Raw genomic sequence first — 26134 nt, 5'->3', positions numbered from 1 at the left:
AAAATGGTCTACGCAACATCGGACGGGTCGGCCGGCAAGCGCCTGCGGGTCGGCATGGTCGGCGGCGGCCGCAACGCTTTCATCGGCGCGGTGCATCGGCTCGCCATGCGCCTCGACGACCAGATCGTGCTGGTCGCCGGCGCGCTGTCGTCGGACCCGGAAAACGCCGCCGCATCGGCCGCCGAGATCGGCATCGCGTCGGATCGCAGCTATGCCGACTATCGCGAGATGGCGCGAACCGAAGCAGCGCGGCCGGACGGCATCGAGGCGGTGGTCATCGTCACGCCCAACCATCTGCACGCGCCGATCGCCACGGCCTTTCTCGAGGCCGGCATCGACGTCATCTGCGACAAGCCGCTGTCGACGACGCTGGATGAGGCCGAGGCGCTGGTGGCGCTGGCGCGGGAGAAAAAGCGTCGCTTCGTCGTCACGCTCAACAACACCGGCTACGCCATGGTCCGCCAGGCGCGTGAGATGGTGGCGGCGGGCGCGCTTGGCCGCATAGTGTCCGTGCATGGCGCCTACATCCAGGACTGGCTGACGAAGCCGATCGACGCCGAGGGCCAGAAGCAGGCGGAGTGGCGCACCGATCCGGCGCGCGCTGGGCAGTCGGCGGTGCTGGCCGATATCGGCGTGCATGCCTTCAACCTGGCAAGCTATATCTCCGGCTGCGAGGCTGAAGCCGTGTCGGCGGATCTGTTCACCGCCGTGCCGGGACGGCGGCTCGACGACAATGCGCATGTGCTGGTGCGCTGGACCGGCGCGGCGCGCGGCACGATCCTCGCCAGCCAGACGTCGCCCGGCCACTACAACGATCTCTCCGTGCGCATCTATGGCGACAAAGCCGGGCTCGAATGGTCGGGCGGCCGGCCGGAAGAACTGCGCTTTTCCGTCTATGGCGAGGAAACCCGCACGCTGGTGCGCGGCGGCCATGGCTCGACGACGGAGGCCCAGCGCGTGTCGCGCATGCCGGCGGCACATCCGGAAGGCTATATCGAGGCCTTCGCCAATTTCTACCGCGACGCCGCTGATATTATTGGTGCGCATAGGTCAGGTGGGGCGGTCGATGCAGCAAGGGCCGCGCAGGTGCCGGATGTTGTGGATGGTGCGCGCGGGGTGAAGTTTGCCGCGGCGGCGGTGGAGTCGAATGCAGCGGGTGGGGCTTGGACGGCGGCAAGGTTTGGGTGAGGACGGGAGCTGCCGCGGTTCAGCGGTAGAAGCAATCACCTGGGGGACTGGCGCTGCCCTAAGGGATTGACCTGCCGAAGGCGCTACCGCCGCCGCAGCAGACCTGGCAGCGGCGGGGCGCCAAGTACTCTTCGGTCGCTTTACTGGGCAAAACGCTGCTATGCATGTGTTAATCATGATATGGGTTGTTCATTGTCAGAGCATCGGCCCAGCCGTATTCGGTAACAATGCGCAACTTGTCTCTCTTCCTTGCTGCCAGCCTCGGCTGCCTCGTTCTCTCGGCGGTTTCCTTCGGCGCTCCGCAAGGCCTGCTCGTTACCCTGTTCCCGGACAGCAATGCAGCGAAGGTGGCGCAGTGCAGAAGCCTACTCAAAATCCGTTTCGACACGGGCGAATGGCCGGACAAGGGCGCGGCTGACTACATGCGCTATGACGAGTGCTACTATCTGATCTGTGGCGGAACCAGGCCGAGCGCTTGAAGGCTTGGTGCAGCTATCCCTTGATCGCCGAGCCGACGATGGAATCGACGAAGAAGCGCTGCAGGAAGACGAACAGGATGAGCGGCGGCAGCACGGCGAGCGTGGCGCCGGCCATCACCAAGCCGGTGTTGACCGCACCTCTGTTGTAGCTGAGCAAGCGGCTCAAGCTGATTACGATCGGATAGGCGTCGGCATTGCCCTGCAGCACGGTCAGCGGCCACAGATAGCTGTTCCAGTGATAGACGAAGGCGAAGAGGGCCAGAGCCGCGATTGCGGGTGCGATGCTGGGCGCGACGATCTTGTAGAGGATCAAGAACTCCGAGGCGCCGTCCATGCGCGCGGCGTCGATGAGCTCGTCGGGCACGCCGGAGATGAACTGGCGCATCAGCATTGCCGACGTTCCAGGCGACGATGCGGGGAGAGTGAAGGCACGGAGGCCCGGCACATGGCCAGGCCTCCAATTTCTATCGCTGGAATTTTCCGGATGTTCAACGCCGCTTCGGGCGCCCGGCAGGCGATTTGTTGCCGCGCGGGCCGCTCTGAACCGGCGTGTTGCCCTGGTTTTCCTCCGACAGCTTGCGCCAGCGGGCAAGGCGCTCGGGGTCGAGCGTACCCGCCTTCAACGCAGCCTGCACCGCGCAGCCCGGTTCGTGGACATGGGTGCAGTCGCGGAATTTGCACAGCGGTGCGAGCTCGGTGATTTCGGCAAACAGCGTGTCGATGCCGGAGGCGACGTCGCTGACATGCAGCGTGCGCATGCCCGGCGTGTCGATCACCCAGCCGCCGCCGGCAATGGCGTGCAGCGATCTGGCTGTGGTAGTGTGGCGACCCTTGGCATCGTGCTCGCGAATGCCCGCCGTCTGTTGCGGCGATTGCTGCGCCGATCCGGCCAGCGTGTTGACCAGCGTCGATTTGCCGACCCCGGAGGAGCCGACCAGCGCCACCGTCTGCCCCTCGCCACACCAGGGAGCAAGCGCCGCTGCGGCATCGGCGACGCGCGGGTTCAGCATCACCACGGCCAGTCCACGCTGCAGGGCGGCGGCCTGGCGTTGGTAAGCCTCGGCATCGTCAGCGGTGTCGGCCTTGGTCAGCAGGATCACCGGCGTCGTTCCGGCCTCGTTGGCCAGCGCCAGATAGCGCTCGAGCCGGGCGATGTTGAAATCGGCATTGCAGGACGTCACGATGAACAGCGTGTCGACATTGGCCGCGGCCAGCTGCGGCACCCTGCCGCCCTGTGTGCGGCGCTCCAGCACCGTCTTGCGGGTCAGTCGGCGGCGCAGCAGATGCGTGTGAGGCTCGACCAGCACCCAGTCGCCGACGGCATAGTCGCCGGTGTTGGCATTGGCCGGCAGCGTCAGATCCACTGGCCCTGACAGAGACAGACCGGCCAGACGGTCGCGGTGCACCGAGGCGATGCGCGTCGGCACTAGGTCTGCCTCATCGGCTTCAAGCTGGTCGCCGAAGAAATCCGTCCAGCCCAGGCTTGCGAGGGAAGCCGTCACGGTTTTGACCACGGCGACGGCGTCACAGACATCGGAGAGTATCCTTTGGCAAAATGGGCGCGGACCCTCGGGGCGGTTGTTCAAGCCGTGTATGGGCGGCATGGCGGCATTTGGCAAGCCGAACCGCGCCGATGGCCAAGCCGTTTCGCGCACCGCGTGGAACGCATCGAGGCGGTGGTTCGCTGAACGTCACCAGACACGGACCCTATCGTGGCACCTATCCGCGTCGCGTGCGTCGAGGGTCGTTCAACATTGAGGAAAAATCCTATGCGCTTACGCCCCGTTATTCTCAATGTCTGCAACACGGAAGGGCGAACCGGAGCGCCTGGCGGCCATCAACCGGGAGCTGAGGCGGCTCGACCCCGATCTGTCGCTCTCCAGGACGTCGTCCAGACAGCCGATGTGAAATCCCTCGATACGCTGCCCGATGGTCTTGATTTGCATGCCACGCATCAGGCCTCGTCGTCGACCTCGAAGTTGGCAGGGACGGCTGAGGATGGCAGGTCGAGAAGCCCGCCAAAAGGGGGGGGGATGGCCGGTACCGCAGGGGGCGGGGGGTTGGGATGGGGTTGCCTGAAGCACCGGCCAAAGCGGGACACGTCCCACGCCCACAAGCTAGCAGAGCTTGGATCGGTTCATATGGTGTGATCGCGGACTGGCGCAAAAGCGCTTTCACATCCCCGCGCCGGCGTCGGCAACGAGCCCGCAACCGGGGGTTTCCGGTCGGTTGGTGGGTTGCGCAAGCGTCGGTTGAAGGCGCTGCGGGAGGCTGTCGTTTTTAGTGCGGTTCGAGTGCTATGCGCTCAGCGACAGGTGCTCAAGGCAGGGCAATCGCATGGCGCCACCACATGCGATTGTCCTGCTTACGCCACCGGCAGCGTTCGCCCCGCAATCAGATCCGCAGCCTTCTCCGCAATCATGACCACGGCGGCGTTGGTGTTCGACGACACGATGCTCGGCATGACCGAGCTGTCGCAGACACGCAGGCCTTGCAGACCGCGCACGCGCAACTCGGGATCGACGACGCTGTCGGCATCGCCGCCCATCCGGCAGGTGCCGACTGGGTGATAGGCGCTGCGGCCATGTTCTCGGGCGAAGGCTTCGAGTGCTGAGCGCCCCTGCATCGCCTTGCCGGGCAGATGCTCGCGGCTGATGTATCTGGCGAAGGCTGGCTGCGACAGGATTTCGCGGCTGATCTCGATGCCGTCGATGGCGCGTTCGAGATCATAGCGCTCGGCGAACGGGTTGGGGTCGATGATGGGCGCATCGCGCAGGTCCGCGGACTTGAGCGTGACGCTGCCGCGCGAACGCGGGCGCACATGGTAGGAGTTCAGCGTGCAGCCATTGCCGCCGGGAACCGAGCCGATGCCTTCCTCGACGCCGGCGCCGGGCAGGAAATGGAACTGGATGTCCGGCGTCTTCTCCGCGCGGTCGCCCCACCAGAAGCCGCCGGCCTCGACGATGTTGGAGGCCACCGGCCCCTTGCCGAACAGCGCATATTCAAGACCGGCGACCGCTTGCCAGCGCTTCTTCTTGTAACGGTCGATGCCATGCGGTCCGTTGAGCTCGGCGACGACATCGACGTCCATGTGATCGTGCAGATTCTGGCCGACGTTTTTGGAATCGTGGACCACCTCGATGCCGTGATGGCCGAGATGCACGGCCGGGCCGATGCCGGACAGCATCAGCAATTTCGGCGAGCCGATGGCGCCGGCGGCGACGATGACTTCGCGCTCGGCGCGGAGCAGTTCGGTGCGGCCATTGACGATGATCTCTACACCGATGGCGCGGCCGTTCTCGACCACGATGTGGCTGACCGAGGCGTCGGTGCGTAGCGTCAGTTTCTTGCGGCCGAGCGCCGGCTTCAGATAGGCGACCGCCGTGCTCGAGCGTTTCCCCCGACGCGTCGTCGTCTGGTAGAAGCCGGCGCCCGCCTGCTCACCGGCGTTGAAGTCGGCGCGGAAAGGAAGGCCCGCCTGCTGCGCCGCCTTGACGAAGATGCGGGTCAGCGGATGCGGCGCGCCGCTGGAGACGCCGAGCGGGCCGTCAGTGCCGTGCTGCGCATCGGCAAAAGTGTCGTTGCCCTCGGAGCGGACGAAGTAGGGCAGCACGTCGGCATAGCTCCAGCCGGCACAGCCATTCTCAGTCGCCCAGCCGTCATAATCCTCAGGGCAACCGCGGGTGAACACCTGGGCGTTGATCGAGGAGCCGCCGCCCAGCACGCGGGCCTGCGGATAGACCATGGTGCGGCCGTCGATCTCCTTGCCGGGGGCGGTGTCATAACCCCAGATCAGCGGCCCCGACGTCATCTTGAAGAAGCCGACCGGCAAATGGATGTAGCGGTCGGTGTCGGGCGGACCGGCCTCGAGCAGCACTACGGACACGTCTGGGTCCTCGCTCAGCCGGGCGGCCAGAATGCAGCCAGCCGAACCGCCGCCGACAATGATGTAATCCGTCATTTCCACTCCCGGGTTCTCTTTGTTGGAGCATGATCTCCGGACAAAACGGTTTCCCGATCGTCCGAGAAAACCGGTTCCCACTTCTAGGGATCATGCTCCGGCGGGCGATGAAATCACCGCCCCTTCCTCTTGCGCGCGACGATCTCAAGTCGCTTGTGCCGCGTCAAGAGAAAGGGTATGGTTATCGTGTTGAAGGGTTGTCGTACAAGTGGAGGAGCTTGACGATCCTCACCAGGAGGTCCCGGCCGCGCTCCACGCGCAAGATGCCGGGCGGAACAGAATTCAATCGGGAGGTTTCGAGGTATGAACGACACGAAGAATTTTGCGGTCAACCGGCGCACGCTGATGATGGGCGCCACCGCCGGCGTGGCGGCACTCGCCATGCCGAGCGTGCTGCGCGCGCAGGACAAGCCGACTCTGGTGACGTCGATCCGCTCGCTGTCCAACCCCTATCACGCGGTGTGGAAGACCGGCGCCGAAGCGTATGCCGAATGGGCCGGGCTGGAACACGTCACGCTGGTTTCGGAAGGCAACAGCGAGAAGGGCATTGCCGACATCAAGGCGATGCTGGCCAAGACCGGCGGCAACATGGTGCTGAATTCCGATCCCAACGACACGCCCGATGCGCGCCCGATCGTCGAGGCCTGCGCCAAGGCCGGCGCCTATGTGGTGACGCAGTGGAACAAGCCTGGGGATCTGCACCCGAAGGATTTCAACCCGAACTATGTCTCGCATATCGAGTTCGACGGCATCGACAGCGGCAAGACCATCGCCGAGATCCTGTTCAAGACCATTGGCGGCAAGGGCGGCATCGTAGCGCTCGGCGGCCTGATCTCGACCACGGCGGCGATCGAGCGCAAGAAGGGCCTCGACGCAGCCCTTGCTGCCAACCCGGACATCAAGCTGCTCGACTTCCAGGTCGCCAACTGGAAGTCGACCGAAGCCTTCGACCTGATGGGCAATCTGCTCACCCGCTTCGGCGACGACATCAAGGGCATCTGGGCGGCCAATGACGATATGGGCTCGGGCGCTCTGGAAGCGCTGCGTGCCGAAAATCTCGCCGGCAAGGTGCCGATCGTCGGCGTCGACGGCATCAAGACGGCGGTCGATGCGGTGCGCACCGGCGAGTTCGCCTGCACCGTCACTTCGGATCCGTTCTGGCAGGGCGGCATGGGTCTGGCCATCGGCTACAACGCCAAGATCGGCAAGTTCGACCCAACCAAGGAGCCCGCGGAGCACCGTGAGTTCTCCGGCAAGGCGGTGCTGATCTCGCACGACAATGTCGAGGAATATTACAAGACCAATGTCGATGCGAAGCCCGAGATCGACTGGAACGATCTGTGGGGCCGGGTCACCGGAGCAATCCGCACCTGATCCATCGGAGTGGGCTGCAACTCCCTGGCGGCCCGCTTCCTCCCGCAGCCGTCGCGATCCCCTTGTCGCGACGGCTGTCACCAGCAGACGGGAAGCGGTTTCTTGACAATCCATACAGAACCCCTGAAGTCCGTTTCGGACATCGAGCGGACGACGCCTATGACATCGTTCCCCGGCCGTATCGCGACATTCCTGGGCGGCAGGCGCTGGCGCAGCCTGGCGCCGCTGGCGGTGCTGATTGTACTCTGCGTACTCATCGCCATTGCCAACCCCAATTTCATCGAGCTGCGCAATCTGGTGCGTCTTGCGAATTCCGCCGCCGTGCCGCTGACGCTGGCGATGGGGCTGACCTTCATCATCCTGATGGGCAGCATCGACCTCGCAGTCGAAGGCACGCTTTCGGTGGCGGCAATGGTGCTTGTGCTGCTCGCCGCCAATGACGGCAACGGTAACGACTATGGCTGGTGGGCGGTGCTCGCTGCCATCGCCGCCGGCACCGCCATGGGCTTCGTCAGCGGTCTCGTCCAGACCATGCTGCGCATCCCGTCCTTCATGGGCACGCTCGGCATGTGGTTCATCGGCCTCGGCCTGTCGGTCTATATGCTGGGCGGCACGGCCATCAAGCTGAACGACGCCTCGATCCGCGACCTGGCCTTGCACCGTTTCCTCGGCCTGCCGGTGGCGGTCTGGGTCGCGTTCGGCGCCTTCCTGCTCGCCACTGTCATCCAGTATCACACCAAGCTCGGCCGCCACATATTGGCGATCGGCGGCGATGAGGATGTCGCCAAGCTCTCCGGCGTCAATGTCGTGCGCGTGCGCATCACCGCTTTTGCGCTGGCAGGGTTCTTCTTCGGCATTGCCGGCGTGCTGGCCGCGGCACAGCTCGGCCAGTCGCACGCCGTCATCGGTGACGGCAGGCTGTTTGCAGCGGTCACCGCAGTGGTCGTCGGCGGCACCGCTTTGACCGGCGGCGAGGGCGGCGTCGTCAACACGCTGATCGGTGTGCTGATCGTCACCGTGCTTGCCAATGGCATGATCCTGCTCGGCATCTCGCCCTACATCCAGCAGACGGTGCAGGGTCTGATGATCATCGCCGCGGTGGCGCTGTCGCTCGACCGTGTCCGCCTGAAAATCGTCAAGTGAACGCCATGCTGCAGGCGTCCAACATCATCAAGAATTTCCCCGGCGTCCAGGCGCTGCGCGACGTCTCCATCGAGGTGCGGCCCAATGAAGTTGTCGGGCTGATCGGCGAGAACGGCGCCGGCAAGTCGACGCTGATGCGGGTGCTGGCCGGCGGCTACCGGCCGGATGGCGGCTCGCTCACGCTGGATGGCGAACAGCTGCGCATGCGCAACGCCCGTGATGCGGCCAGGCATGGCATCGGCATGGTGTTCCAGGAGCAGTCGCTGGTGCTGAACCTGACGGTTGCCGAAAACATCTATCTCGGCGAAGAGGACCGCTTCACCCGCTTCGGCCTCGTCAATTGGCGCGCCATGAACGCGGCGGCGCGGCGGCAACTGGCCAAGATCGGCATCGACATCGACGTCACCGCGCGCACCTCCGAACTCACCTTCGCCGCACGCCAGATGGTCGAGCTCGCCAAGGCGCTGACCTTGGAGGAAGTGGTCGAGCGGCAGTTGCTCATCCTGCTCGACGAGCCGACCTCGGTGCTCAACGCCGCTGATATCGAGGTGCTGTTCGCGCGGGTGCGCTCGCTTAAATCCCGCGCCAGTTTTGTGTTCGTCTCGCACCGCCTCGACGAGGTGCTCAACATCTCCGACCGTGTCTACACGATGAAGGACGGCGCGGTCGTCGCCGAGCACCGCGCAGCTGAAGTCACCGCGCCGGAGCTGCACGAGATCATGGTCGGGCGCGGCCTGCAGGCCGAATATTACCGTGAGGCCCGCCAGCTGGCGCCGCGCGATACCGTGATGGTCGAGGCCAAGGGGCTTGGCGCCAACGGTTTCTATCACGGCGTCGATCTCTCGATCAGAGCGGGCGAGATCGTCGGCATTGCCGGCGTCGTCGGCTCCGGCCGGGAGGAGGTGACGCGCACCGTTGGCGGCTTCGTCCAGCATGATGCGGGCGAGATGAAAATCGCCGGCGATGTCGTGCGCTTCTCCTCGCCGGAACCGGCGGTGCGCAAGGGCATCGGCTATGTCCCGCGCGAGCGCCGGCTCGAAGGGCTGGTGATGTTCCTGTCGATCGCGGAGAACATTTCGCTGGCCGATCTCTCCAGCGTCATGCGCCATGGCGCCATCGATTATGGCAAGGAGCGCCGGCTTGCCGCCGACTGGATCAAGCGGCTGCGCATCAAGGCGCCCGGCCCCGATGCCGCCTGCCGCAAGCTCAGCGGCGGCAACCAGCAGAAGGTGGTGCTGGCGCGCTGGATGACGGCGGGCTCGCGCATCCTGGTGCTCGACCATCCCACACGCGGGCTCGATGTCGGCGCCAAGGAAGAGGTCTACGAATTGGTGCGCGACCTCTCCGCGCAAGGCGTGGCGATCCTTTTGATTTCCGACACGCTGGAGGAAACGATCGGCCTGTCGCACCAGGTGCTGGTGATGCGCGACGGCGAGATCACCGCGCGCTTCGATGCCAGTCCGGGCAACAAGCCGAACCAGGTCGATCTTCTCAGGGCAATGGTGTGAGCCGATGAATGAAGCGTTCTCCATCAGGCGGGTTTTCGAAGGCAAGTGGACGCAAGGCGCCATTCCGCTGGTGCTGCTTGTCGGCCTGCTTTTGATCATCGAGATCGCCGCGCCCGGCTTCCTGACCGGCGAGACCGTGGCGCTTTTGTTTGCCAACACCGCCGTGCTGTTCATCCTGGCGACCGGCGTCACCTTCGCCATCCTGCTTGGCGGCATCGATTTGTCGATCCAGGCGGTGGCATCGCTGGCCAGCGTCATCCTGGCGCAATTGCTGCCTTCGCTCGGCCTTGTCGCCTTTCCGGTGGCGATCCTGTCGGGGCTCGCCTTCGGCGTGTTGAGCGGCGTCGTTCACGTCAAGCTACGCGTGCCGTCCTTCGTCGCGACACTCGCCACCGGCGGCGTGGTCACCGGCCTTGCGCTATGGGTCTCCAACGGCCGCGCCATCACCATCGAGGAGGCTGGTCGCGAAAACACCGCCTGGATCAACGCCACTGTCGCCGGCATTCCCGTGGTGGTGCTGATTTCGGCGGTGATCGGCATCGCCGCCTTTCTGGCGCTGCGCTACACGCGCTTCGGCCGCCAAGCGATTGCGGTCGGCGCCGGCGAGCCGGCGGCGTGGGCGGCGGGCATCAATGTCGACCGCACCAAGATCATCGCCTTTGCCGCGTCGGGTATGCTCGCGGCCATCGCCGGCATCGTGCTGGCAGCCAGGCTGTCGAGCGGTTCGCCGGTGCTGGCCAACCAGCTGCTGCTGCCGGCCATCGCCGCCGTCATCGTCGGCGGCACGGCGATCACCGGCGGGCTCGGCGGCGTTGCCCGCACGGCGGTCGGCGCGCTGATCATCTCGATCGTGCGCATCGGCATGACCTTCGTCGGCGTCAATATTTTCTTGGAAAACATGGTGTTCGGCGCGGTGCTCATTGCCGCCGTCGCCATCACCATCGACCGCAGCAAGATCGCGGTCATCAAGTGATCCCGCCTCCCGGGCAAGCGCGGACAGGACGGGACCGCATCGGCGCGAGGCCGATGCGGTCCGGCCCGATCGGATCACATCGTGTCGAGGCCGATCAGCTCGATCTTGTAGCCGTCGGGGTCTTCGACGAAAGCGATGTGGGTGGTGCCGTGCTGCATCGGGCCGGGCTTGCGCGGGATCTTGGCGCCGCGCTTTTCCAGTTCGGCGCAGACGGCGTAGATGTCATTGACGCCGAGCGCCAGATGGCCGAAGCCGGTGCCGATCTCATAGGGTTCTTCGCGGCCCCAGTTCAGCGTCAGCTCGACGACGGCTTCCTTGTCCTCGGGGCCATAGCCGACAAAGGCGTTGGTGAACTTGCCGCCGGGGTAGTCGTCGCGGCGCAGCAGGGTCATGCCGAGCACCTCGGTGTAGAAGGCGATCGACTTGTCAAGGTCGAGCACCCTGATCATGGTGTGCATATAGCGAAAGCCCGGGGCGTCGCTCATTGGGGGAGTCCTCCGAATTCTGTGATTTGCGGGTCTGATCATCCACATCGAACGCTTGGCGGCAAGCCTCGCTTGATGTTCTCAATCAGGGTTGTATGATAACACGACAACGCAGGTATTTGTCCAGTCGTTTTGCCGAGGGGCCCAGAGCCAATCCATGAATGCCGTGCCGCCGCCCTCCGGATCGCAGATCGCAGCCCTGGCCGGCCTGCTGCCGAATGGCGGGCTGCTGACCGAGGAAGCGGATCTGGCGCGCTACAGCCGCGATTGGTCGGGCGATCATTTCGGCCGGCCGCTGGCCGTGGCGCGGCCCTCTTCGGTTGAGGAGATGTCGGCGCTGATGCGGTTCTGCCATGCCGAGCGCATTCCGGTGGTGCCGCAAGGCGGCCTGACCGGGCTCGTGGGCGCCGCAGTGGCGGCGGATGGCGGCGAGATCGTCATCTCGCTGGAGCGCATGAACCGTATCCGTTCGATCAGCCCGATCGACTTTGCCATTGTGGTCGAGGCCGGCTGCATCCTCGAGGACGCCAAGCGCGCGGCCGAAGCGAGCGACTGCCTGCTGCCGATCACCTTCGGCGCGCAAGGCAGCTGCCGCATCGGCGGCAATGTCGCCACCAATGCCGGCGGCTTCAACGTGCTGCGCTACGGGATGACGCGCGACCTGGTGCTTGGCCTCGAAGTGGTGCTGGCCGACGGCCGCATCTGGAACGGGCTGAAAGTGCTGCGCAAGGACAATCGCGGCTATGATCTGAAGCAAATCTTCATCGGCTCGGAGGGCACGCTCGGCATTGTCACCGCGGCGGCGCTGAAACTATTCCCCAAGCCGACGCAGATCGAAACCACGCTGGTTGGCCTGCGCTCCGTCGAGGACGCGATGGCACTCTATGCAAGGTCGCGGCGCGATTGCAGCGATTTGCTCACCGCCTTCGAGCTGATCCTGCGCGGCGGCATCGAGATCACCATGCGCGAGGGCAAGGATTTTCCCGATCCGCTCAGCCAGCCCTATCCCGTCTATGTGCTGATCGAGGTGTCGTCGGGCGGGCTGATCGACCTCTCCAATATGCTTCTGGATTTTCTCGGCAGCGTCGAGGACATCGTCGAGGACGGCGTCATCGCTTCGACCAGGGCGCAGGGCGAGCGGCTGTGGCTTTATCGCGAGATCATGGTCGAGCGGCAGGGCAGGGGAGGCCGCTACTTGCGCACCGATGTGTCGGTGCCGATCTCCAGGCTTGCCGATTTCGTCACCGATGCGCTGGCCGCCTTGGAGAAAGCCCGGCCCGACGCGCTGGCCGTCACCTACGGCCATGTCGGCGACGGCAACATCCACCTCAACGTCGTGCCGCCGGAAGGCATGGGCACCGAGGCGATGGAACATCTGTTCGAGCAGGCGGAAGCCGAGATCTTCACCGTCGTCGATCGCTATGGCGGCTCTATCAGCGCCGAGCACGGCATCGGCCGGGTCAAGCAGAAGGCGTTCCTCGAACGCATCGATCCGGTGACGCTCGACCTCGCCGCCGGCATCAAGGACGCATTCGACCCGCGCCACATTCTCAGCAACGGCCGCATTCTGGCGTCCGCACCCGCCGTCGACTATAGGTGAGCGATGACGCTGAAACTCGACAAGGTCAATCGCGGCCCACACCTCTCCACTCTGGTGGCCAGTTCCATCTCGCGCGAGATCGCGCAAGGCCGGCTGAAGCCGGGTGACCAGCTGCCGACGGAGGCGGCGCTGGCAACCACTTTCGGGGTCAGCCGCAACGTGGTGCGCGAGGCTATCGCGCGGCTGCGCTCGGAAGGCCGCATCTGGTCGCAGCAGGGGCGCGGCGCCTTCGTCGTCGAAACCACCAACCCGACGGTACTGACCATCGACCATGAGACGCTGCAGCGCGCCGACTCGTTTCGCAATCTGTTCGAACTGCGCGGCATCCTCGAAGTGCAGGCGGCGGCCCTTGCCGCCAAGCGGCGCAGCGACGCCGATCTCAAAGCCATGGGCGATGCGCTGTCCGGCATGCGCGCCGCCCCCTATGGCAGCGTCGCCTGGCTGCGCAGCGACCTCGAATTCCACCGCACTGTCGCCGAGGCGACCCGCAACAGCTACATGGGCCAGTTCCTGGTCTTCGTGTCCGAACGCGTGCGCGAAAGCATCCTGGCCGCCGGCAACCAGCAAAAGTCGGACGACATGGCCCGCATCACGCTCGGCGAACATGAGCGCATCCTGAGAGCGATCCATGCCGGTGACGCCGAAGGAGCGCAAGCGGCGATGCGCGACCACCTGGCGGGTGCGGCGTTGCGGGTGGGGTTGCATGAGGGGGAAGCTGCGGAGATAGCGCCGGGGCCCGAGGCAGCGTCTCCGGTGCGGCATTCGCGGTTGCGGAAGGCTGTGCGCGGGCAGGCTTAGGGATAGCCTTGCCTTGTCCGCGCGCTGGGCCAATCGCCTATGGCGGCGCTGACCCCACTCCGTCTCGGCTTCGCCGAGCCACCTTGCCGGGGCGAGCCACGGGTCTCGCCCGTCCTTCGGACCCCCCATTTCATCGGGAATGAGGAAATGCCAATCTCCGAGATCGCAGCCCTTCAAAAGCTTGGGTTTCCTCTCCCCCACGAATGTGGGGGTAGAGGTGGCTCGGCGAAGCCGAGACGGAGTGGGGGAGCGCCATATCAGATTTCACTCGGTCGTCGGCTCACCAGCTCAGGGCCGGAGATAGGCCGCCACCCAACGCGCTATTTCAGCGGCAAAAACAGCTCAAGCACCACCTCGCGCACCGGTCCGTTCGACGAAAAGTGTCGCTGGCAATAGATCGGAAAGTCGCGCGCCTCCTCGCCGCTGGCCGGAAGCCATTCGCGGTAGAGGTAGAGCGCTGCCGGCTCGAGATTGTTGGTGTTGCCGGGATATCGCAGCACCGCGCTGCGTCCGCCGGGGATCACGCCGGCCTTCATCTGCGCGTCCTCGATCGGCCCGCCTTCTACCGGCAGGTCGGTTCCGGCACAGATATCCATGCTGTAATCGGCCGGGTTCGCCGGCTCCCTTTCGGAACGGAAGATGTTGAAGGTCGGGCTTGTCTCGGGCGAGAGGCCGGCCGCCTTGCGCCAGGCGATGAAGCGTTGGATGGTGTCCTGGAGCGTCGCCCGGTCGCCGCGATGCTCCATGATCGCCACCGGCGTCGGCGGCACCTCGCGGATCATGACGTCGGCGGGTTCGAAGATTATCTGCATGAGCGTGGTCCTTGCTTTGTCGAGCGGCCCGAAGGCCATGAGCCACGCCCCCCAGTCGGGAGACTTCCGGACGACGAAGGCGATTGTCCGAACCGTTGCCGAAAGGCGCGGGCGAAGGCATCCGGTGCGTCGTAACCGGAATCCATCGCTATGTCGGTCACGCTTTGGGCGTCGCTTTCGGCAAGCCGGTACGAAGCGCGCTTCAGGCGGGCGAGTTGGACATAGCGATGCACGGACAACCCGAAGGTAGACGTGAACTGCCGGTGGAAATGGAATTTCGAAAACGCCGCGACGCCGCTCAACGCTTCCAGGCCCAGATCGCCGTCCAGATGCTGGTCGATGTGGTCCAGCACCCGCTGCATCCGGGCATGGTAGTTTTCAAGTGCCGTCTTCATCGTCTCGTCCTGCGTGGCGACACCAGATAGGCGCTCTTGGAGATGTCGCGCTCGACCGATCTTGCGGTTTGGCATGGATGGAGGGGTGCGGCCAGCGGTGGCGAGAGGCGCGCCCGATCTGCCGAGGGGGCCGGCGCCGCCGGTGCCATGAAGGAGTCGGTGTACGGTCTCATTGAGCCGTTTCGTCGGAATCCTTGGCCGGTTTTCCACCGATCAGGCCCGTTATCCCCAGAAAGCCTTGAAACGAATCGGTTTTTCGGCCGGGACTCTTGTCACCGAGTCATGAAATCAGGATCAATTGACATTCCAGCGCGATGGAGGGGTGAGTCGGCCCGCAAAAGCGCTCACACCCCGCCCCACCGGGCGTCGCTGGATGGCGCACCCCTGCTACGGGTGCCTTCTTCCCCGAGCCATCCGGGGAAGTCGTATCAAAGCGGAAGAATCCGCTCAGCCACTATGAATATGCGCAAACGCATAATTTTCCAGCGCCAAATAGGCGTTTTCGCATTTTTCCACTTCCATTGAGAAAACTAGCCTGCTGGCGCGTCAGACTATCGCATCTCACGCATGGGCGCCTCCGCCAGCGACACCCCGTTCAACTCGCGGCAAAAACCGAAAACGCCAGCACAATTTCTCCGCTAGTCGCCGGCATGCTCTCACGGCAGAGTGTGGCCATTTGCAATCTCTACAATCTCACCACGTCTCAAGAGCCATCCGCCAGTGGACGCGGACGTTCGGGACATTCTGGGCAACCTTGAGCCATCAGTTGATATCCCAACATGCCTGGGCCCGTGGTCCGCAGTGCCTCGGACGGGCAGCGCGAGATGGCGAAGTTGCTCTGGGGTATGCCGACGCCGGCCGAGCGGGTGAAGGGCAAGGCGGACTATGGCACCACCAACATCCGCAACCCGCAATATGGCCATTGGCAGCAGTATGTCGGTGTCGAGAACCGCTGCGTGGTGCCGGTTACGACCTTCGCAGAACCCAGCCCAACGCCCGGCGACAAAGACCCCGAGACAGGCGTCCAGCGGAACTATTGGTTCGCGCTCAATGAGGAGCGCCCGCTGTTCTTCTTCGCTGGCCTCTGGACGGCGTGGCATGGGGTGCGAAAGGTCAAGGACGGCCCCAGCGACTTCGAGCTCTACGGATTCATGACCACCGAGCCCAATGCTCTCATCAAGCCGATCCACGAAAAGGCGATGCCGGTGATCCTGAGGACGCAAGAGGAGACGGAGACGTGGCTGACCGCGCCATGGTCCGAGGCCAAGCGGCTGCAGCGCACTGCACCGGACGATGCCCTTGTGATTGTCGAGAAGCCTGCCACGCAGATCAAGTTTCCCACTCAAGCGCCGCCGGCGCCGGCTCAAGGCTCGCTGTTTTAGGCCTAAGCGGGATCAGGACCGAAAGCCAAATTGGCGCAGGGTGTCGTCCGAACAGGGTTTCACCGCGTCAACCGAATCTGCGATGGTGTTCGTCCCTGTAAAGTGGCGTGCCTTCGCGCCGTCACACATGAAATTGGTGCCGCCCGGTAAGGCGCAAATGGCATCGCTCTTTCGCACCATAATCAAGCCGCCACTCTCCTTTCCCCGCCAGACTAGGCATCCCGGGAAGCGTCTCGACAGTTCGTACGGTAGGTTAGGGCGGACGGTCTGGAGAGAGTCGACATCGCAGATCGTGAGCATGTCAGCGCCGTTGGTAAGCGGTGTGTTGGGGTCTGCGAACATCTTGCGGAGGTCAACCATCCTGCCTTGTGAGCAGGCGCGGGTGGCATTGAAGTCTATTTTGACTTCCTGCGATGGCGGGAAAAAGAAGTTGCGTCCCAGTTCTTTAAGGTAGTTTCCAAACTCCCCCAGGGGGCCGCCTGCAATCCCGAGGACGATAGCCGCCAAGATCCCTGTCCCTGCAATCCACGTAATCCACGAGCGAGGCTTCTTCGATGAATCAGCCATGTGGAGCGATCATAAAGACGAATTGGACCTCGCCTACCATGTACGAAAGCCGCAACCAGCCAGTCTCCTTCCCAACGCGGCAGGCAAAGGCGCCATCGACAATCTCGGTGCGCTCCTCTTTGTTTTCTGAGGGTTTAAGGAACCCATCGATACAGGTTGCCGTCAGTTTGTCGAAGCTCTTGATGACAGCGGGGAGTTCTGCTTTCGCTTTGGCAACTTCGCTTTGGTCCGCGTCTGGCGTTGTCGAGCTCGCCGCCAAATTCTGAAGGACGGCCACTAAGCTTTCCGGATCGCCGGCCCGAATAAATTCCCTGATGATGGCGTCGTGCTTCAGATCGCCCTCTAGTGCCTGCACTGTAATTTGGCACCACTGTCGTTGCACATCTACAGTAGACCAGCAGGCGGTGGCATTGTTCACCACGGCTCCATGTTCTTGGACGGGACCACGTTCGAGATCACAGGTGCATTTCTCTCGGGACGCATCTTCCCCGTGGGCCGACAAAGTCCAGCCCGCTAGAGCCAACGCGAAAGCGGCAGCCACAATAGCTTTCAACATTGAGCCCCTTCCTCAAAATCATCCTGAAGTAATCACGCTGTGTCCAAAAACACAAAGCGAAAGTAGAACGGCCTTGGGGTCCATCACGTCTCGTCACGCCAAATCACTCTGCGCACCATTCGGATTTCAACAAGCCGTCTCACGCGTATTTTCATGCTCTCCGACGCGCTGGGCAGCAGGATGTCGACGTCAAGCTCGCGGCGTTTGCACCGCTCGCAACGCATGTGCCGGTCAACGTCCCAAAACGGAATGTCTCCAACCAGCTTGGCAAGGTCGCCAGGCAGATAGTGGCGCGTGATGTTGCAGTTGAAGCAGCGGACACGGATCAGCTGCCCAACCTCATGTGCTTTGCTCAGGGTCTGCACAAGGCGGCGGGGTTTTCTGGGCTGCTCGGGCATATTAGAAAATAGGAATGAGTTCCTCGCCGAGTCAATTCGTCCTTGACATTTATGTTCTCTTTTTGTTCACTGTGACCATGCATCGCTTGGAGTAATCGCTATGGACCGCATCGTGACACTAAACAGTCGGCAGGAAGCCGCTCTCCAAGCTCACGCCGAAGATTTCATCGCCGTCCACAAGGGCGATGTGATGAAGGCACTGAAGGAAATGATCGTGCTCAATGGGCATCTTCAGGAACGGCTTGATGCGCTTACCGCACCACGTCGCGCGGCACGATAGGAGGACGGCAATGGGTATGATGCACTTTGACGAGGAAGCGAAAGCCGAGTTGCACTCAGAAGCCGTGAAGTTGATTGCCCGCTATGACAGCCCGCTTGAGACCGTAAAGGCGCTGATGGCCTATAACTGCGAGCTTGAGACCCAGATACTCGCCATAGCCCACCGGCATCCGGGGATCGTTTCAATCGGCTACGATCCTACTCCGCCTGTGCTGGGGTGACCGCTTGTGATTGGCGGCGATAATCGAGCCGCTCTTCACTCCGCCGGCTCCACCAGCGACACCCCATTCAACCCCGCCACAATATCCGACAGCGCCGGCACGAACTTCTCGCCGTGGCCTGTCGTGACGGCAGTGGCAAAGCCATTGCGCACCGCCGCGCCGATGGGATTGGCGATGCCGGCTGCTTGCGCGAAGGAGGCGAGGTAGGTCATGTCCTTCAGCGCGTTGGCGATGGCGAAGCGCTGGGCGTTTTCGTTGCGGTTGAGGACGAAATCGAAGAAGGCCTGGTAGAAGCCGCAATCCATGCGGCTGCCGGAGATGACGCTGTTGAAGACCTGCGGCGTCAGCCCGGCTTTGGTGCCGAGGCTCAGCGCTTCCGAGTAGATCGCGGAATAGCCCATCGAGACGAAATTGTTGAGCAGCTTCATGGTGTGGCCGCTGCCGGTCGGGCCGGTGTGGACGATTCGCGCGGCGAAGGCTTCGAGCACCGGTCGCGCGGGCGACGATTTCGGCCGGGCCGCCGACCATGACGTCGAGCTTGCCCTCGGTGGCTTCCTTGGGCGTGCGCGCCAGCGGCGAGTCGATCAGCGTTATGTCTTGCTGGGCGAGGTCGGCGGCAAGCGCTGTCGTCGATGACGGGTTGGAGGTCGAGCAGTCGATGATCAGCAGCGGCGTCTTGGCCGCAGCAAGCCCGTCCGCGCCCTTGACCAGCGCTTCGACCTCGCGCGAACCGGTGACGCACAGGATCACGATGTCGCAGGCGGCGGCGAGTTCGCGCGGGCTTGGCGCTTCGGTGGCGCCGGCGGCGATCAGCCGGTCTGCGGCGGTGCGGCTGCGGTGGACATGGACCGTCAGCGGCCAGCCCTTGCGCAACAGATTGTCGGCCATGCCGGCGCCCATGCTGCCCAGGTCGATGAAGCCGATGCGTTCTTTCATGCAATCCTCCCATGGCTCGTGCCAGCGGGCCGAACTTTCGTCACCTTGCGGCGGGCACCCGTCGATGCAATCCTTTGAACAAGAATCGAACCGGAGTCGCGCTGATGGCGGAGCCCATGACTTTCGACGCCATACCGCAGGCGCCCAACCTGCGGACGGGTCTGGTCAACACGCTGATTGCGCAGATCGAATCCGGTGACCTTGCGCCGGGGCAGCGGCTGCCGACCGAGCAGGAGATTGTTGCTGCCACAGGCGTCAGCCGCACCGTGGTGCGCGAGGCGCTGGCGGCGCTGCGCGCGCGCGGGCTGATTACCACGCGCCAGGGGCTCGGCGCCTTCGTCGCCAAGGATCCGCCGCCGAAGACGTTTTCCGTGCTGCCCGATGATCTCGAATCGATCGACGAGGTGCTGCGCGTGCTCGAACTGCGCATGGGCATCGAGGTGGAGGCGACCGGCCTCGCTGCCCAACGGCGCAGCGAGGCGGCGCTTCAACAGATGAGCGCTCGGCTCGACGCGCTGGAGGCGGCGGTGCGTGCCGGCGGCTCCGGCTCGGAAGAGGATTTCGGCTTCCACCGCGCCATTCTCGCTGCGACGCAGAACCCGAATTTCACCCGGTTGTTCGACACGTTCGGCAGCGCCATGGTCCCGCGCCATTGGACGCGGCTCGACCGGATGACGGAGGCTGAGCGGGAAAAATATCTCGACCGCATGCAGCGCGAGCATCGCGCCATTCTCGGGGCAATCGAAGCCAGGGACGTCAATGCCGCGCGGCGCGCCATGCGCAGCCATCTGACCAAAAGCTACGCCCGCTTCGAGGATCTGCGCAACAAGGCTGTTCACGATTAGGGGGCCAACCACGGTTGACGGACTGCTCATCCGGCGACCCCGCCGAGATAGAGTTCGTGCATCAGCGAAATGTTCCTCCCGGCTCCCACTGTTGCAGTCTTACCCCGTTGTCATACAACCCTGTAATCTGGTAAATCCAGGGAAGAGGGATGTCAATCGCGTTGCCATGCGGTATGAGGCTCCCGGAAAAATCGCAATCATGGAGCCGGCATTGCCGGCGAAGCCGCAAGTCAGGAACAGCGAGATGCATTCACGGAAATTTGGCCGTACCGGCAGATCAGTCAGCGAGATCGGCTTCGGCGCGTGGGCGATCGGCGCCGCCTGGGGCGAGGTCAATGATGACGATGCGGTCGCAGCCCTGCATGCCGCGCTTGATGCCGGCGTCAGCTTCCTCGACACCGCCGACGTCTATGGCGACGGCCGTTCGGAAAAGCTGATCGCGCGGGTGATGAAGGAACGCGGCGGCGCGCGCCCGTTCATCGCCACCAAGGCCGGACGGCGGCTGCCGAAGCAGACGGTCGAGGGCTACAGCGTCGAGAACCTCATCGGCTGGATCGACCGCAGCCTGAAATACCTCGAGACCGACACGCTCGACCTGGTGCAGCTGCATTGCCCGCCGACCGATCTCTATTACCACCCGGAAGTGTTCGAGCGTCTCGACAAGCTCACCGAGCAGGGCAAGATCCGCAATTACGGCGTCAGCGTCGAGCGTGTCGAAGAGGCGCTGAAGGCGATGCAATATCCCGGCGTCGTCAGCGTGCAGATCATCTTCAACGCCTTCCGCCAGCGCCCGGCCGAGCTGTTCTTCGACCAGGCGAAAAAGAACGATGTCGCCGTCATCGCCCGCGTGCCGCTGGCCAGCGGCCTGTTGTCCGGCAAGTTCAGGGCGGACACCAAGTTCGAGACCACCGACCATCGCCTGTTCAACCGCAATGGCGAAGCCTTCGATGTCGGCGAGACGTTTTCGGGCGTGCCCTTTGACGTCGGGCTGGCGGCGGTCGAGAAGGTGCGGCCGCTGGTGTCAGGCGACACCACCATGGCGAAATTCGCGCTGCGCTGGATCCTGATGTTCGACGCGGTGACGGTTGTCATCCCCGGCGCCCGCAATCCGGCGCAGGCGGTTTCCAATGCGGAAGCGGCTGAGCTTGCGCCGTTGTCCTCCGAGTCGATGGCCAAGGTGAAGGCGGTCTACGACGAGAACATCAAGCCCTACGTGCATCAGCGCTGGTAACCCGGCGCCTGCCGGCCTCGATCGGCTGACTGACCAGAGGTCAGCCGGGCCAAATTGCGTTCGTCCGTCACAAGCCGTGCAGCGGATTCTATGATCCATCGGTCATTTAATCGGCCGCGCCGCTTGTTATTGTGCAGTGCAGCAACGATATTGCTGCGTGTGCGTTGTGTGCACGAGTCTGCCCATTCCGGCGCGCAAGGATACCGATTTGCGAGACATATCCGATACGATCGCCCGGCTGAGCGCGATGCGCGGCCGGCCAGCCGGTGCAGGACAGAGCAAGGACGATCACCTGTCCGAGATGACAGGGTTCGGGTCCAATCCCGGCGCCTTGCGCGCGCGGTTTTATCTCCCTGAAAACCTGCCGAAGCAGGCAGCGCTGGTCGTGGTGCTGCATGGCTGTACCCAGAATGCAGCCGCTTACGATCATGGTTCCGGCTGGACCGAACTTGCTGCCGAGCAGGGTTTTGCCGTGCTTCTCCCCGAGCAGCAGCGCGCCAACAACGCCAATCTTTGCTTCAACTGGTTCGTGCCGGGCGATGTAAGCCGCGACAGCGGCGAGGCACTGTCCATCCGCCAGATGATCGAGGCGGCGGTGGTCACCCACGGTCTCGACCGCAAGCGGATATTCGTCACCGGTCTTTCTGCCGGCGGCGCCATGGCGGCGGTGATGCTGGCGACCTACCCGGACGTGTTTGCCGGTGGCGCGATCATTGCCGGGCTTGCCTATGGCAGCGCCTCGACCATCCCCGAAGCCTTCGACCGCATGCGTGGCCATGGCGGACCGTCCAGAAGCGACCTGCAGCGTCTGTTGCGGGAAGCTTCGCCGCACAAGGGGCCGTGGCCGAGGATTTCGGTCTGGCAGGGCTCGGCCGATACGACCGTGGTGCCTTCCAATGCCGACGCGGTGCTGGCGCAATGGCAGGGCGTGCACGGCCTCGCTCAAGCGCCGACACGCACGGAAAAGGTCGACGGTCAGAGCCGAAAAGTCTGGTGCGATGGCAAAGGCCGCGACGTGGTCGAGGCATACAGCATTGCCGGCATGGGCCATGGCACGCCATTGCAGGCGAGCGGCGACAATGCTCTCGGTAAAGCAGGGCCGTTCATGCTGGATGTCGGGATTTCCTCGACGCGCCACATCGCCCGTTTCTGGGGGCTGACGAAGCCAGACGTACGACGCGCGGCGAAAGCCGAGGCCGCTTCAGGCACTGCATTGCAGCCTTTCTCGCCGAAGGAAAAACCGCGAGCTGTCCGTGTCGATCCGGCCCCGGAGCCTGTCAATCCGCCAGGCGGTCCGGCGGGCGGGATTACCAAGGTCATCGAGGACGCGCTGCGGGCAGCGGGATTGATGCGCTGAGGCTGAGGCTCGCCCCGCACACGCCCAAAATACAAGGGCAAGCGCCAGCATCATTATCGCAGCAGGCCTTCGTCCTCGAACGCATCCCAGCCCTTCAATCCGGGCGCCGGGCCCTCCGTGTCCCGGGCGTTCCTCGCAGTGCGCGCTTGGCCGGTGCCCTTTCCCGCGCGCGTCAGCGCGGCCTTGCCCGCACCGCGCCGCCTGTTCTCGGCGACCGCCTGGACATCCTGCTCTCTCCAGACGGTTGCCAGATCGCGGTCCAGGACGTCCTCGATGTGGCGCGGGTCGAAAACGTGGAAGGTGACAGACTTTGATCGCCCACGCATCTTGACGGTGCGTGTGCCGGTGCTTTGCAGCCGACCGTCCTTGAGCCATTTGTGGCGCTCGCGCGAAGAGATCGTAAGGATATCCTCGACCTCGCGTGGAAGCACAGGCAGCGCTTCCACTCCCTCCAGTGTTTTGGAGATATTGGCAGAGGCGGCCTTGAACGCTTCCGCTTCGGATCTCGACATTCGCAATGCGATGCGGCCCGTCTCGGCCTTGACGTGCTTCCTGACTGCCCATGGCAGTCGGGCTCTGACTTCACGTTCGATCCCCTTGGAGCGCACGGCGGACCCGAGTGTCGCTGACGGCGACAACGGCCATTCGGCAATCAGTTGCGGGGACGGGCACATGCTTTCCTGGGCTGGTTTCGTTGGTTCGATGCTAACACGGCAAGAGCCGGTCAAGCCAAGGCAACAGCGAAAAGGGGCAGGTCCGAATAGAACCCGCCCCTTATGGCCGAATCTGAACGTCGCTTGCAGTGCGCCGACAGCACCTTCGGCCCCGCCGCCGTACGGCGACGGGGCTCGATGATCAGAGTGGGCTGGCGTTGCGCGTTCTGTCGCGCTCGGCCTCGATGTCGGTGTAGGGGTCGGCATTGGCATCGAAGCCGGTCCAGCCACCGGCTTCATAGGCGCGTCGGCGGTCTTGCAGATCGACCGAGTTGGACTCGCCAAGAATACGCTCGGCCTCGTCGGCGAGTTCGTCACTGACCCTGGCGGTCACCATCGTGCCACCGCGGCGAACGCCCTCCGCATAGACATGCGCATCCCTTTCGGGGACGCCTGACTCGGTCAGCGCCCCGACGATGCCGCCGGCAGCGCCCCCGACGACCGCGCCGCCAACGGCGCCGACCGCGGTGGCGGCCAGCCATCCTGCGGCCACGACAGGACCGACGCCCGGAATGGCCATGATGCCGAGCCCTGTCAGAAGCCCGCCGGCGCCGCCAATGACGGCTCCAAGACCGGCGCCGCCGGCTGCATCCTCGGCGGCGTTGGAAGTGTCGCCGTCGTCGTACCAGTCATCCGAATTGTTGGCGACGATGCTGATGTCGGCCTGCGGCACTCCGATTGCCTCCAGCTCGCCGACGGCATCGGAGGCATCATCGTAGTTGTCGAAAAGTCCGGTTACGGTTTTCATGGTCTTGATCTCCTCGTTCTGGTTCAGAGGGTTCAGTTGGCGCCGGCAACGACGTTGCCCTGATAATCGAGCGCCACGGTCGTGGTCTTGCCATCCTTGGTGGCCTGACCGCGCCAGATGCCCTGCTCGTCTTTGGTCAGCTTGGACACGCCGGAGAAGCCGGCATCCTGAATGCGGCTCTTCGCCTGATCCTCGGTGAAGCTGTTGGCACCCGGGACCGGGGCGGCCGGATTGGTGGTGTCGGTCGTGCTCACGGCCGGGGTGGTGGAGCTGGTGGTCGAGGATGCATTGTCGGCGGAAGCGATCTTCTCGACCATTTCCTGATGCATTTTGAGCGTCGGCAAGGTCTCGGAGGCGAAGGTCTTCAGCTGCGCGTTGTCGCCGTCCTTGGCATAGCTCTCGAACAGCGTGACCGCCTCCGAATGCGCATCGCGCTGCATCTGGACATAGGGCTTGTCGACGGCATCGTTGGCATTCTGCAGAGCCTCCAGATCGGCCTTGTGCTTGGCGTCCAGCTCCGTCGGCACTTTCAGCTTCTGTTCGCCGGCGATGGTCGCAAGCTTGGCGTTGGCGGCGCCGTGATCGTCGATCATCTTCTTGGCGAAATCCTTGACGCCTTGATCCTGGGCCTTGCCTTCTGCGATCTTGCTGGAGTCCACCTCGAACAGGCCGCCGATGGCAGCCTTGTCGACAAAGTCCTGAGCACTGTCGGCGGCGAAGGCGGGCAGGGCGAAGACCATGGCTGTGGCGGTGGCCAGCGAAGCTAGAAGAACACGTGTTTTCATGGACAGAGATCCTCGTTGGGGCACACATCGTGCTGTGAGCCTAACCAGTGCGGCCAAGCTTTGTTCCGCCGCCCAAGCGTTATAACCGGGAGGGTCGATGCCGCGATGATGGCCCCTCATCCTCGGCTTTTGCGCCTTTGCGATGTCGACGCGTGGCGCGGACGGCGACCCGCTCGATGGGCGCCTTGCAAGTCCATCGCAAAGGGAAACGAGGCCTTCGCCGCCCGCAAATGAACACCGCCCGCGGTGGCCTATCGAGGTTCAGCGATCGTTGCGTTCGAGGCGGCGCGCAACCTCTGTTTGTGCGACCTGCAGCAGCGTGTCTATTTCGAACATCGCCGCCGCATGGCCGCCGTCGCGAATGACACGGCGGGCGCGGTGGAGCAGGTCGGAGACCGTCCGCAGCGTTTCAGCATGGCTCGATCGATTCGACAAATGCGTGCCTCCATCAGCCACAACCGTTGGATCGGGAGAGTGTTCCCAAAGTTGGCGGCCGGCCCGGCGAATGACCGTGACGGCAGGCAGCGGAACCATCCTTGTCCGTTGGCCGTTCCCCCTGCCTCAACGAAAGGAACAGCCATGGCCGAGAACGACACCCCGAAGGACACCCCGAAGGACACCCCGAAGATTTCCGCCCGAGAGGCCCAGGAGGCCCTGGAGAAGCAGGTCGCATCGCTGAAGCGCGAGATCAGCAAGATCAACCGGACGCTTGCCGAGCGCGCAGAAGATGCCGTTGGCGAAGCCGGCGGCTGGTATGGCAGCGCGACCGAGCGCGCGGCACGGGCAACGCAGCAGCTGAGATCGCAGGCGCAGACGGTGTCCGAAGCCGTCCAGCAAAATCCCGGCACCATCAGCAGCGCTTTCGTGCTTGGCGGCATTGCCGGGTTGTTGATCGGCATGCTGCTCGGGCAAAGCCAGGAACGCGACCGAAGCTGGTTCTAGCGGCGTATCTTATGAATATTGCGCCCGCCGGCTTTGCTGGCGGGCTTTGTATGGACGCCAGATCACCGTGGCTTTGAGTGAAAAACTCCCCGCTCGGGTAAACGGGATTTGTGGTCGGCGCCGCCCGCGCGGCGCCCTCGACAGGTGAGTTGAGTTTCCCTGCCGCGGTCGTATGTTGTTGACCGTAGTGGAGGATCACAAATGCCCATTCGACGCAAAGCCACCGAGGCCGGCGTTTTGCAGCCATCCGAACTCGAGCTGTTGGGCCGTGTATTCGAGCAGCTTAAGCGCGACGGTCAGTCGCCCGAAGCACGCGACGCCATCGCATCCCGGATTATCGCGAACTATATGGCCGGCGTGGTCGATGAAGCCGAGCTCGTCAGTCTTTCGAGGCAACCGCTGGGCCGGTAGTGCGCTTTCCATTCCGGCTTCAGAAGAGTTTCAGGTCGTCAAATCAG

At 63.9% G+C, this 26134-nt stretch carries 25 protein-coding genes and 3 pseudogenes; 16 read left to right on the top strand and 12 right to left on the bottom strand.

The window, feature by feature from the left end:
• The first annotated feature begins 3 nt into the window (after positions 1-3).
• Both NKH38_RS02865 and NKH38_RS02860 read left to right on the top strand, forming a co-directional pair.
• Positions 4-1188, top strand: coding sequence for a Gfo/Idh/MocA family protein (locus NKH38_RS02865; RefSeq protein WP_352758969.1), 1185 nt, complete (start codon positions 4-6; stop codon positions 1186-1188).
• A gap of 227 nt (positions 1189-1415) precedes the next feature.
• On the top strand, positions 1416-1667 hold the full coding sequence (locus tag NKH38_RS02860; protein ID WP_023683121.1) for a hypothetical protein: 252 nt from the start codon (positions 1416-1418) through the stop codon (positions 1665-1667).
• A gap of 13 nt (positions 1668-1680) precedes the next feature.
• On the opposite strand, the gene NKH38_RS02855 is transcribed toward NKH38_RS02860, so the two are convergent.
• The 3 genes from NKH38_RS02855 to NKH38_RS02845 all read right to left on the bottom strand — a co-directional run bounded on the left by NKH38_RS02855 (position 1681) and on the right by NKH38_RS02845 (position 5628).
• Positions 1681-2112 (bottom strand): ABC transporter permease subunit, encoded by a 432-nt coding sequence (locus NKH38_RS02855; RefSeq protein WP_352758966.1) that lies wholly within the window; start codon positions 2110-2112, stop codon positions 1681-1683.
• 43 nt (positions 2113-2155) lie between these two features.
• Entirely contained in the window at positions 2156-3181 is a 1026-nt protein-coding gene (gene rsgA / locus NKH38_RS02850; protein ID WP_502896577.1) for a ribosome small subunit-dependent GTPase A, read from the bottom strand.
• Positions 3182-4032: 851 nt separating this feature from the next.
• Complete coding sequence (locus NKH38_RS02845; protein WP_352758961.1) at positions 4033-5628, bottom strand: GMC family oxidoreductase; 1596 nt, start codon at positions 5626-5628, stop codon at positions 4033-4035.
• Between the two features lie 303 nt (positions 5629-5931).
• On the opposite strand from NKH38_RS02845, the gene NKH38_RS02840 reads away from it, so the two are divergent.
• The 4 genes from NKH38_RS02840 (at position 5932) to NKH38_RS02825 (ending at position 10626) form a co-directional block, all read left to right on the top strand.
• Positions 5932-7002 carry a sugar ABC transporter substrate-binding protein gene (locus NKH38_RS02840; RefSeq protein ID WP_352758959.1) on the top strand — a complete coding sequence of 357 codons (1071 nt, stop codon included), beginning with the start codon at positions 5932-5934 and terminating at the stop codon, positions 7000-7002.
• Positions 7003-7104: 102 nt separating this feature from the next.
• Positions 7105-8145 carry an ABC transporter permease gene (locus tag NKH38_RS02835; RefSeq protein WP_352534123.1) on the top strand — a complete coding sequence of 347 codons (1041 nt, stop codon included), beginning with the start codon at positions 7105-7107 and terminating at the stop codon, positions 8143-8145.
• A 5-nt stretch (positions 8146-8150) separates the two neighbouring features.
• On the top strand, positions 8151-9653 hold the full coding sequence (locus tag NKH38_RS02830; RefSeq protein WP_352759294.1) for a sugar ABC transporter ATP-binding protein: 1503 nt from the start codon (positions 8151-8153) through the stop codon (positions 9651-9653).
• A 4-nt stretch (positions 9654-9657) separates the two neighbouring features.
• Positions 9658-10626, top strand: coding sequence for an ABC transporter permease (locus tag NKH38_RS02825; protein ID WP_352758956.1), 969 nt, complete (start codon positions 9658-9660; stop codon positions 10624-10626).
• A gap of 74 nt (positions 10627-10700) precedes the next feature.
• Here the strand turns inward: NKH38_RS02825 and gloA are convergent, their stop codons facing one another.
• Positions 10701-11111 carry a lactoylglutathione lyase gene (gene gloA / locus NKH38_RS02820; RefSeq protein ID WP_019856614.1) on the bottom strand — a complete coding sequence of 137 codons (411 nt, stop codon included), beginning with the start codon at positions 11109-11111 and terminating at the stop codon, positions 10701-10703.
• A 157-nt stretch (positions 11112-11268) separates the two neighbouring features.
• Between gloA and NKH38_RS02815 the strand changes: the two genes are divergently transcribed.
• Positions 11269-12711 carry an FAD-binding oxidoreductase gene (locus NKH38_RS02815; protein WP_352758952.1) on the top strand — a complete coding sequence of 481 codons (1443 nt, stop codon included), beginning with the start codon at positions 11269-11271 and terminating at the stop codon, positions 12709-12711.
• A gap of 3 nt (positions 12712-12714) precedes the next feature.
• Entirely contained in the window at positions 12715-13509 is a 795-nt protein-coding gene (locus tag NKH38_RS02810) for a FadR/GntR family transcriptional regulator (RefSeq protein WP_352758950.1), read from the top strand.
• Positions 13510-13829: 320 nt separating this feature from the next.
• Here the strand turns inward: NKH38_RS02810 and NKH38_RS02805 are convergent.
• Positions 13830-14716, bottom strand: a pseudogene (locus tag NKH38_RS02805) (AraC family transcriptional regulator).
• 674 nt (positions 14717-15390) lie between these two features.
• Here NKH38_RS02805 and NKH38_RS02800 point away from each other — a divergent pair.
• Positions 15391-16098 (top strand): annotated as a pseudogene (locus tag NKH38_RS02800) (SOS response-associated peptidase).
• Between the two features lie 12 nt (positions 16099-16110).
• Here NKH38_RS02800 and NKH38_RS02795 read toward each other — a convergent pair.
• Both NKH38_RS02795 and NKH38_RS02790 read right to left on the bottom strand, forming a co-directional pair.
• Positions 16111-16605: a hypothetical protein gene (locus NKH38_RS02795; RefSeq protein WP_155923739.1), complete on the bottom strand. Its 495-nt coding sequence runs from the start codon at positions 16603-16605 to the stop codon at positions 16111-16113.
• 52 nt (positions 16606-16657) lie between these two features.
• The gene (locus NKH38_RS02790) at positions 16658-17221 is read right to left on the bottom strand and encodes a hypothetical protein (protein ID WP_023828277.1); all 564 of its coding nucleotides are present in this window, start codon (positions 17219-17221) and stop codon (positions 16658-16660) included.
• Positions 17222-17719: 498 nt separating this feature from the next.
• On the opposite strand from NKH38_RS02790, the gene NKH38_RS02785 reads away from it, so the two are divergent.
• A complete protein-coding gene (locus NKH38_RS02785; protein ID WP_027042769.1) occupies positions 17720-17899 on the top strand; it encodes a hypothetical protein in 180 nt (59 codons plus the stop codon).
• Positions 17900-17909: 10 nt separating this feature from the next.
• Positions 17910-18119, top strand: a complete 210-nt coding sequence (locus NKH38_RS02780; protein WP_023828275.1) for a hypothetical protein — start codon at positions 17910-17912, stop codon at positions 18117-18119.
• Positions 18120-18154: 35 nt separating this feature from the next.
• Here the strand turns inward: NKH38_RS02780 and NKH38_RS02775 are convergent.
• Positions 18155-19055 (bottom strand): annotated as a pseudogene (locus NKH38_RS02775) (NAD(P)-dependent oxidoreductase).
• A gap of 104 nt (positions 19056-19159) precedes the next feature.
• Between NKH38_RS02775 and NKH38_RS02770 the strand changes: the two are divergent.
• The 3 genes from NKH38_RS02770 to NKH38_RS02760 all read left to right on the top strand — a co-directional run bounded on the left by NKH38_RS02770 (position 19160) and on the right by NKH38_RS02760 (position 22488).
• Positions 19160-19900: a FadR/GntR family transcriptional regulator gene (locus tag NKH38_RS02770; RefSeq protein WP_352460743.1), complete on the top strand. Its 741-nt coding sequence runs from the start codon at positions 19160-19162 to the stop codon at positions 19898-19900.
• 244 nt (positions 19901-20144) lie between these two features.
• Entirely contained in the window at positions 20145-21131 is a 987-nt protein-coding gene (locus NKH38_RS02765) for an aldo/keto reductase (RefSeq protein WP_352758945.1), read from the top strand.
• A 208-nt stretch (positions 21132-21339) separates the two neighbouring features.
• Entirely contained in the window at positions 21340-22488 is a 1149-nt protein-coding gene (locus NKH38_RS02760; RefSeq protein ID WP_352597661.1) for an extracellular catalytic domain type 1 short-chain-length polyhydroxyalkanoate depolymerase, read from the top strand.
• Positions 22489-22541: 53 nt separating this feature from the next.
• Here the strand turns inward: NKH38_RS02760 and NKH38_RS02755 are convergent, their stop codons facing one another.
• From NKH38_RS02755 to NKH38_RS02740, 4 genes are all read right to left on the bottom strand, one after another.
• Positions 22542-23162: a hypothetical protein gene (locus tag NKH38_RS02755; protein ID WP_352758942.1), complete on the bottom strand. Its 621-nt coding sequence runs from the start codon at positions 23160-23162 to the stop codon at positions 22542-22544.
• A gap of 181 nt (positions 23163-23343) precedes the next feature.
• A complete protein-coding gene (locus NKH38_RS02750; RefSeq protein WP_023704148.1) occupies positions 23344-23949 on the bottom strand; it encodes a general stress protein in 606 nt (201 codons plus the stop codon).
• A 32-nt stretch (positions 23950-23981) separates the two neighbouring features.
• Positions 23982-24734 carry a DUF4142 domain-containing protein gene (locus NKH38_RS02745; RefSeq protein ID WP_023691887.1) on the bottom strand — a complete coding sequence of 251 codons (753 nt, stop codon included), beginning with the start codon at positions 24732-24734 and terminating at the stop codon, positions 23982-23984.
• Between the two features lie 261 nt (positions 24735-24995).
• The gene (locus NKH38_RS02740; protein ID WP_023740887.1) at positions 24996-25268 is read right to left on the bottom strand and encodes a hypothetical protein; all 273 of its coding nucleotides are present in this window, start codon (positions 25266-25268) and stop codon (positions 24996-24998) included.
• 45 nt (positions 25269-25313) lie between these two features.
• Here NKH38_RS02740 and NKH38_RS02735 point away from each other — a divergent pair, with 45 nt between their 5' ends.
• Together NKH38_RS02735 and NKH38_RS02730 are read left to right on the top strand one after the other, a co-directional pair.
• The gene (locus NKH38_RS02735) at positions 25314-25676 is read left to right on the top strand and encodes a hypothetical protein (protein WP_023831729.1); all 363 of its coding nucleotides are present in this window, start codon (positions 25314-25316) and stop codon (positions 25674-25676) included.
• 201 nt (positions 25677-25877) lie between these two features.
• Positions 25878-26087: a hypothetical protein gene (locus NKH38_RS02730; protein ID WP_023671091.1), complete on the top strand. Its 210-nt coding sequence runs from the start codon at positions 25878-25880 to the stop codon at positions 26085-26087.
• The last annotated feature ends 47 nt before the right edge of the window (positions 26088-26134 follow it).

The organism is Mesorhizobium sp. M1078 (assembly GCF_040318615.1).
GTDB lineage: Bacteria > Pseudomonadota > Alphaproteobacteria > Rhizobiales > Rhizobiaceae > Mesorhizobium.
Note: the sequence above shows the minus strand (reverse complement) of the source record. Positions and strands in the feature narration are given on the sequence as shown.

Bases quoted from the DNA above. Each gene is read 5' to 3' on its own strand.
- NKH38_RS02745 (WP_023691887.1), bottom strand. From the start codon at position 24,734: ATGAAAACACGTGTTCTTCTAGCTTCGCTGGCCACCGCCACAGCCATG.
- NKH38_RS02730 (WP_023671091.1), top strand. From the start codon at position 25,878: ATGCCCATTCGACGCAAAGCCACCGAGGCCGGCGTTTTGCAGCCATCC.
- NKH38_RS02810 (WP_352758950.1), top strand. From the start codon at position 12,715: ATGACGCTGAAACTCGACAAGGTCAATCGCGGCCCACACCTCTCCACT.
- NKH38_RS02830 (WP_352759294.1), top strand. From the start codon at position 8,151: ATGCTGCAGGCGTCCAACATCATCAAGAATTTCCCCGGCGTCCAGGCG.
- NKH38_RS02815 (WP_352758952.1), top strand. From the start codon at position 11,269: ATGAATGCCGTGCCGCCGCCCTCCGGATCGCAGATCGCAGCCCTGGCC.
- NKH38_RS02845 (WP_352758961.1), bottom strand. From the start codon at position 5,628: ATGACGGATTACATCATTGTCGGCGGCGGTTCGGCTGGCTGCATTCTG.
- NKH38_RS02860 (WP_023683121.1), top strand. From the start codon at position 1,416: ATGCGCAACTTGTCTCTCTTCCTTGCTGCCAGCCTCGGCTGCCTCGTT.
- NKH38_RS02740 (WP_023740887.1), bottom strand. From the start codon at position 25,268: ATGGTTCCGCTGCCTGCCGTCACGGTCATTCGCCGGGCCGGCCGCCAA.
- gloA (WP_019856614.1), bottom strand. From the start codon at position 11,111: ATGAGCGACGCCCCGGGCTTTCGCTATATGCACACCATGATCAGGGTG.
- NKH38_RS02780 (WP_023828275.1), top strand. From the start codon at position 17,910: ATGGGTATGATGCACTTTGACGAGGAAGCGAAAGCCGAGTTGCACTCA.
- NKH38_RS02735 (WP_023831729.1), top strand. From the start codon at position 25,314: ATGGCCGAGAACGACACCCCGAAGGACACCCCGAAGGACACCCCGAAG.
- NKH38_RS02755 (WP_352758942.1), bottom strand. From the start codon at position 23,162: ATGTGCCCGTCCCCGCAACTGATTGCCGAATGGCCGTTGTCGCCGTCA.
- NKH38_RS02825 (WP_352758956.1), top strand. From the start codon at position 9,658: ATGAATGAAGCGTTCTCCATCAGGCGGGTTTTCGAAGGCAAGTGGACG.
- NKH38_RS02770 (WP_352460743.1), top strand. From the start codon at position 19,160: ATGGCGGAGCCCATGACTTTCGACGCCATACCGCAGGCGCCCAACCTG.
- NKH38_RS02765 (WP_352758945.1), top strand. From the start codon at position 20,145: ATGCATTCACGGAAATTTGGCCGTACCGGCAGATCAGTCAGCGAGATC.
- NKH38_RS02865 (WP_352758969.1), top strand. From the start codon at position 4: ATGGTCTACGCAACATCGGACGGGTCGGCCGGCAAGCGCCTGCGGGTC.
- NKH38_RS02790 (WP_023828277.1), bottom strand. From the start codon at position 17,221: ATGTTGAAAGCTATTGTGGCTGCCGCTTTCGCGTTGGCTCTAGCGGGC.
- NKH38_RS02750 (WP_023704148.1), bottom strand. From the start codon at position 23,949: ATGAAAACCGTAACCGGACTTTTCGACAACTACGATGATGCCTCCGAT.
- NKH38_RS02785 (WP_027042769.1), top strand. From the start codon at position 17,720: ATGGACCGCATCGTGACACTAAACAGTCGGCAGGAAGCCGCTCTCCAA.
- NKH38_RS02840 (WP_352758959.1), top strand. From the start codon at position 5,932: ATGAACGACACGAAGAATTTTGCGGTCAACCGGCGCACGCTGATGATG.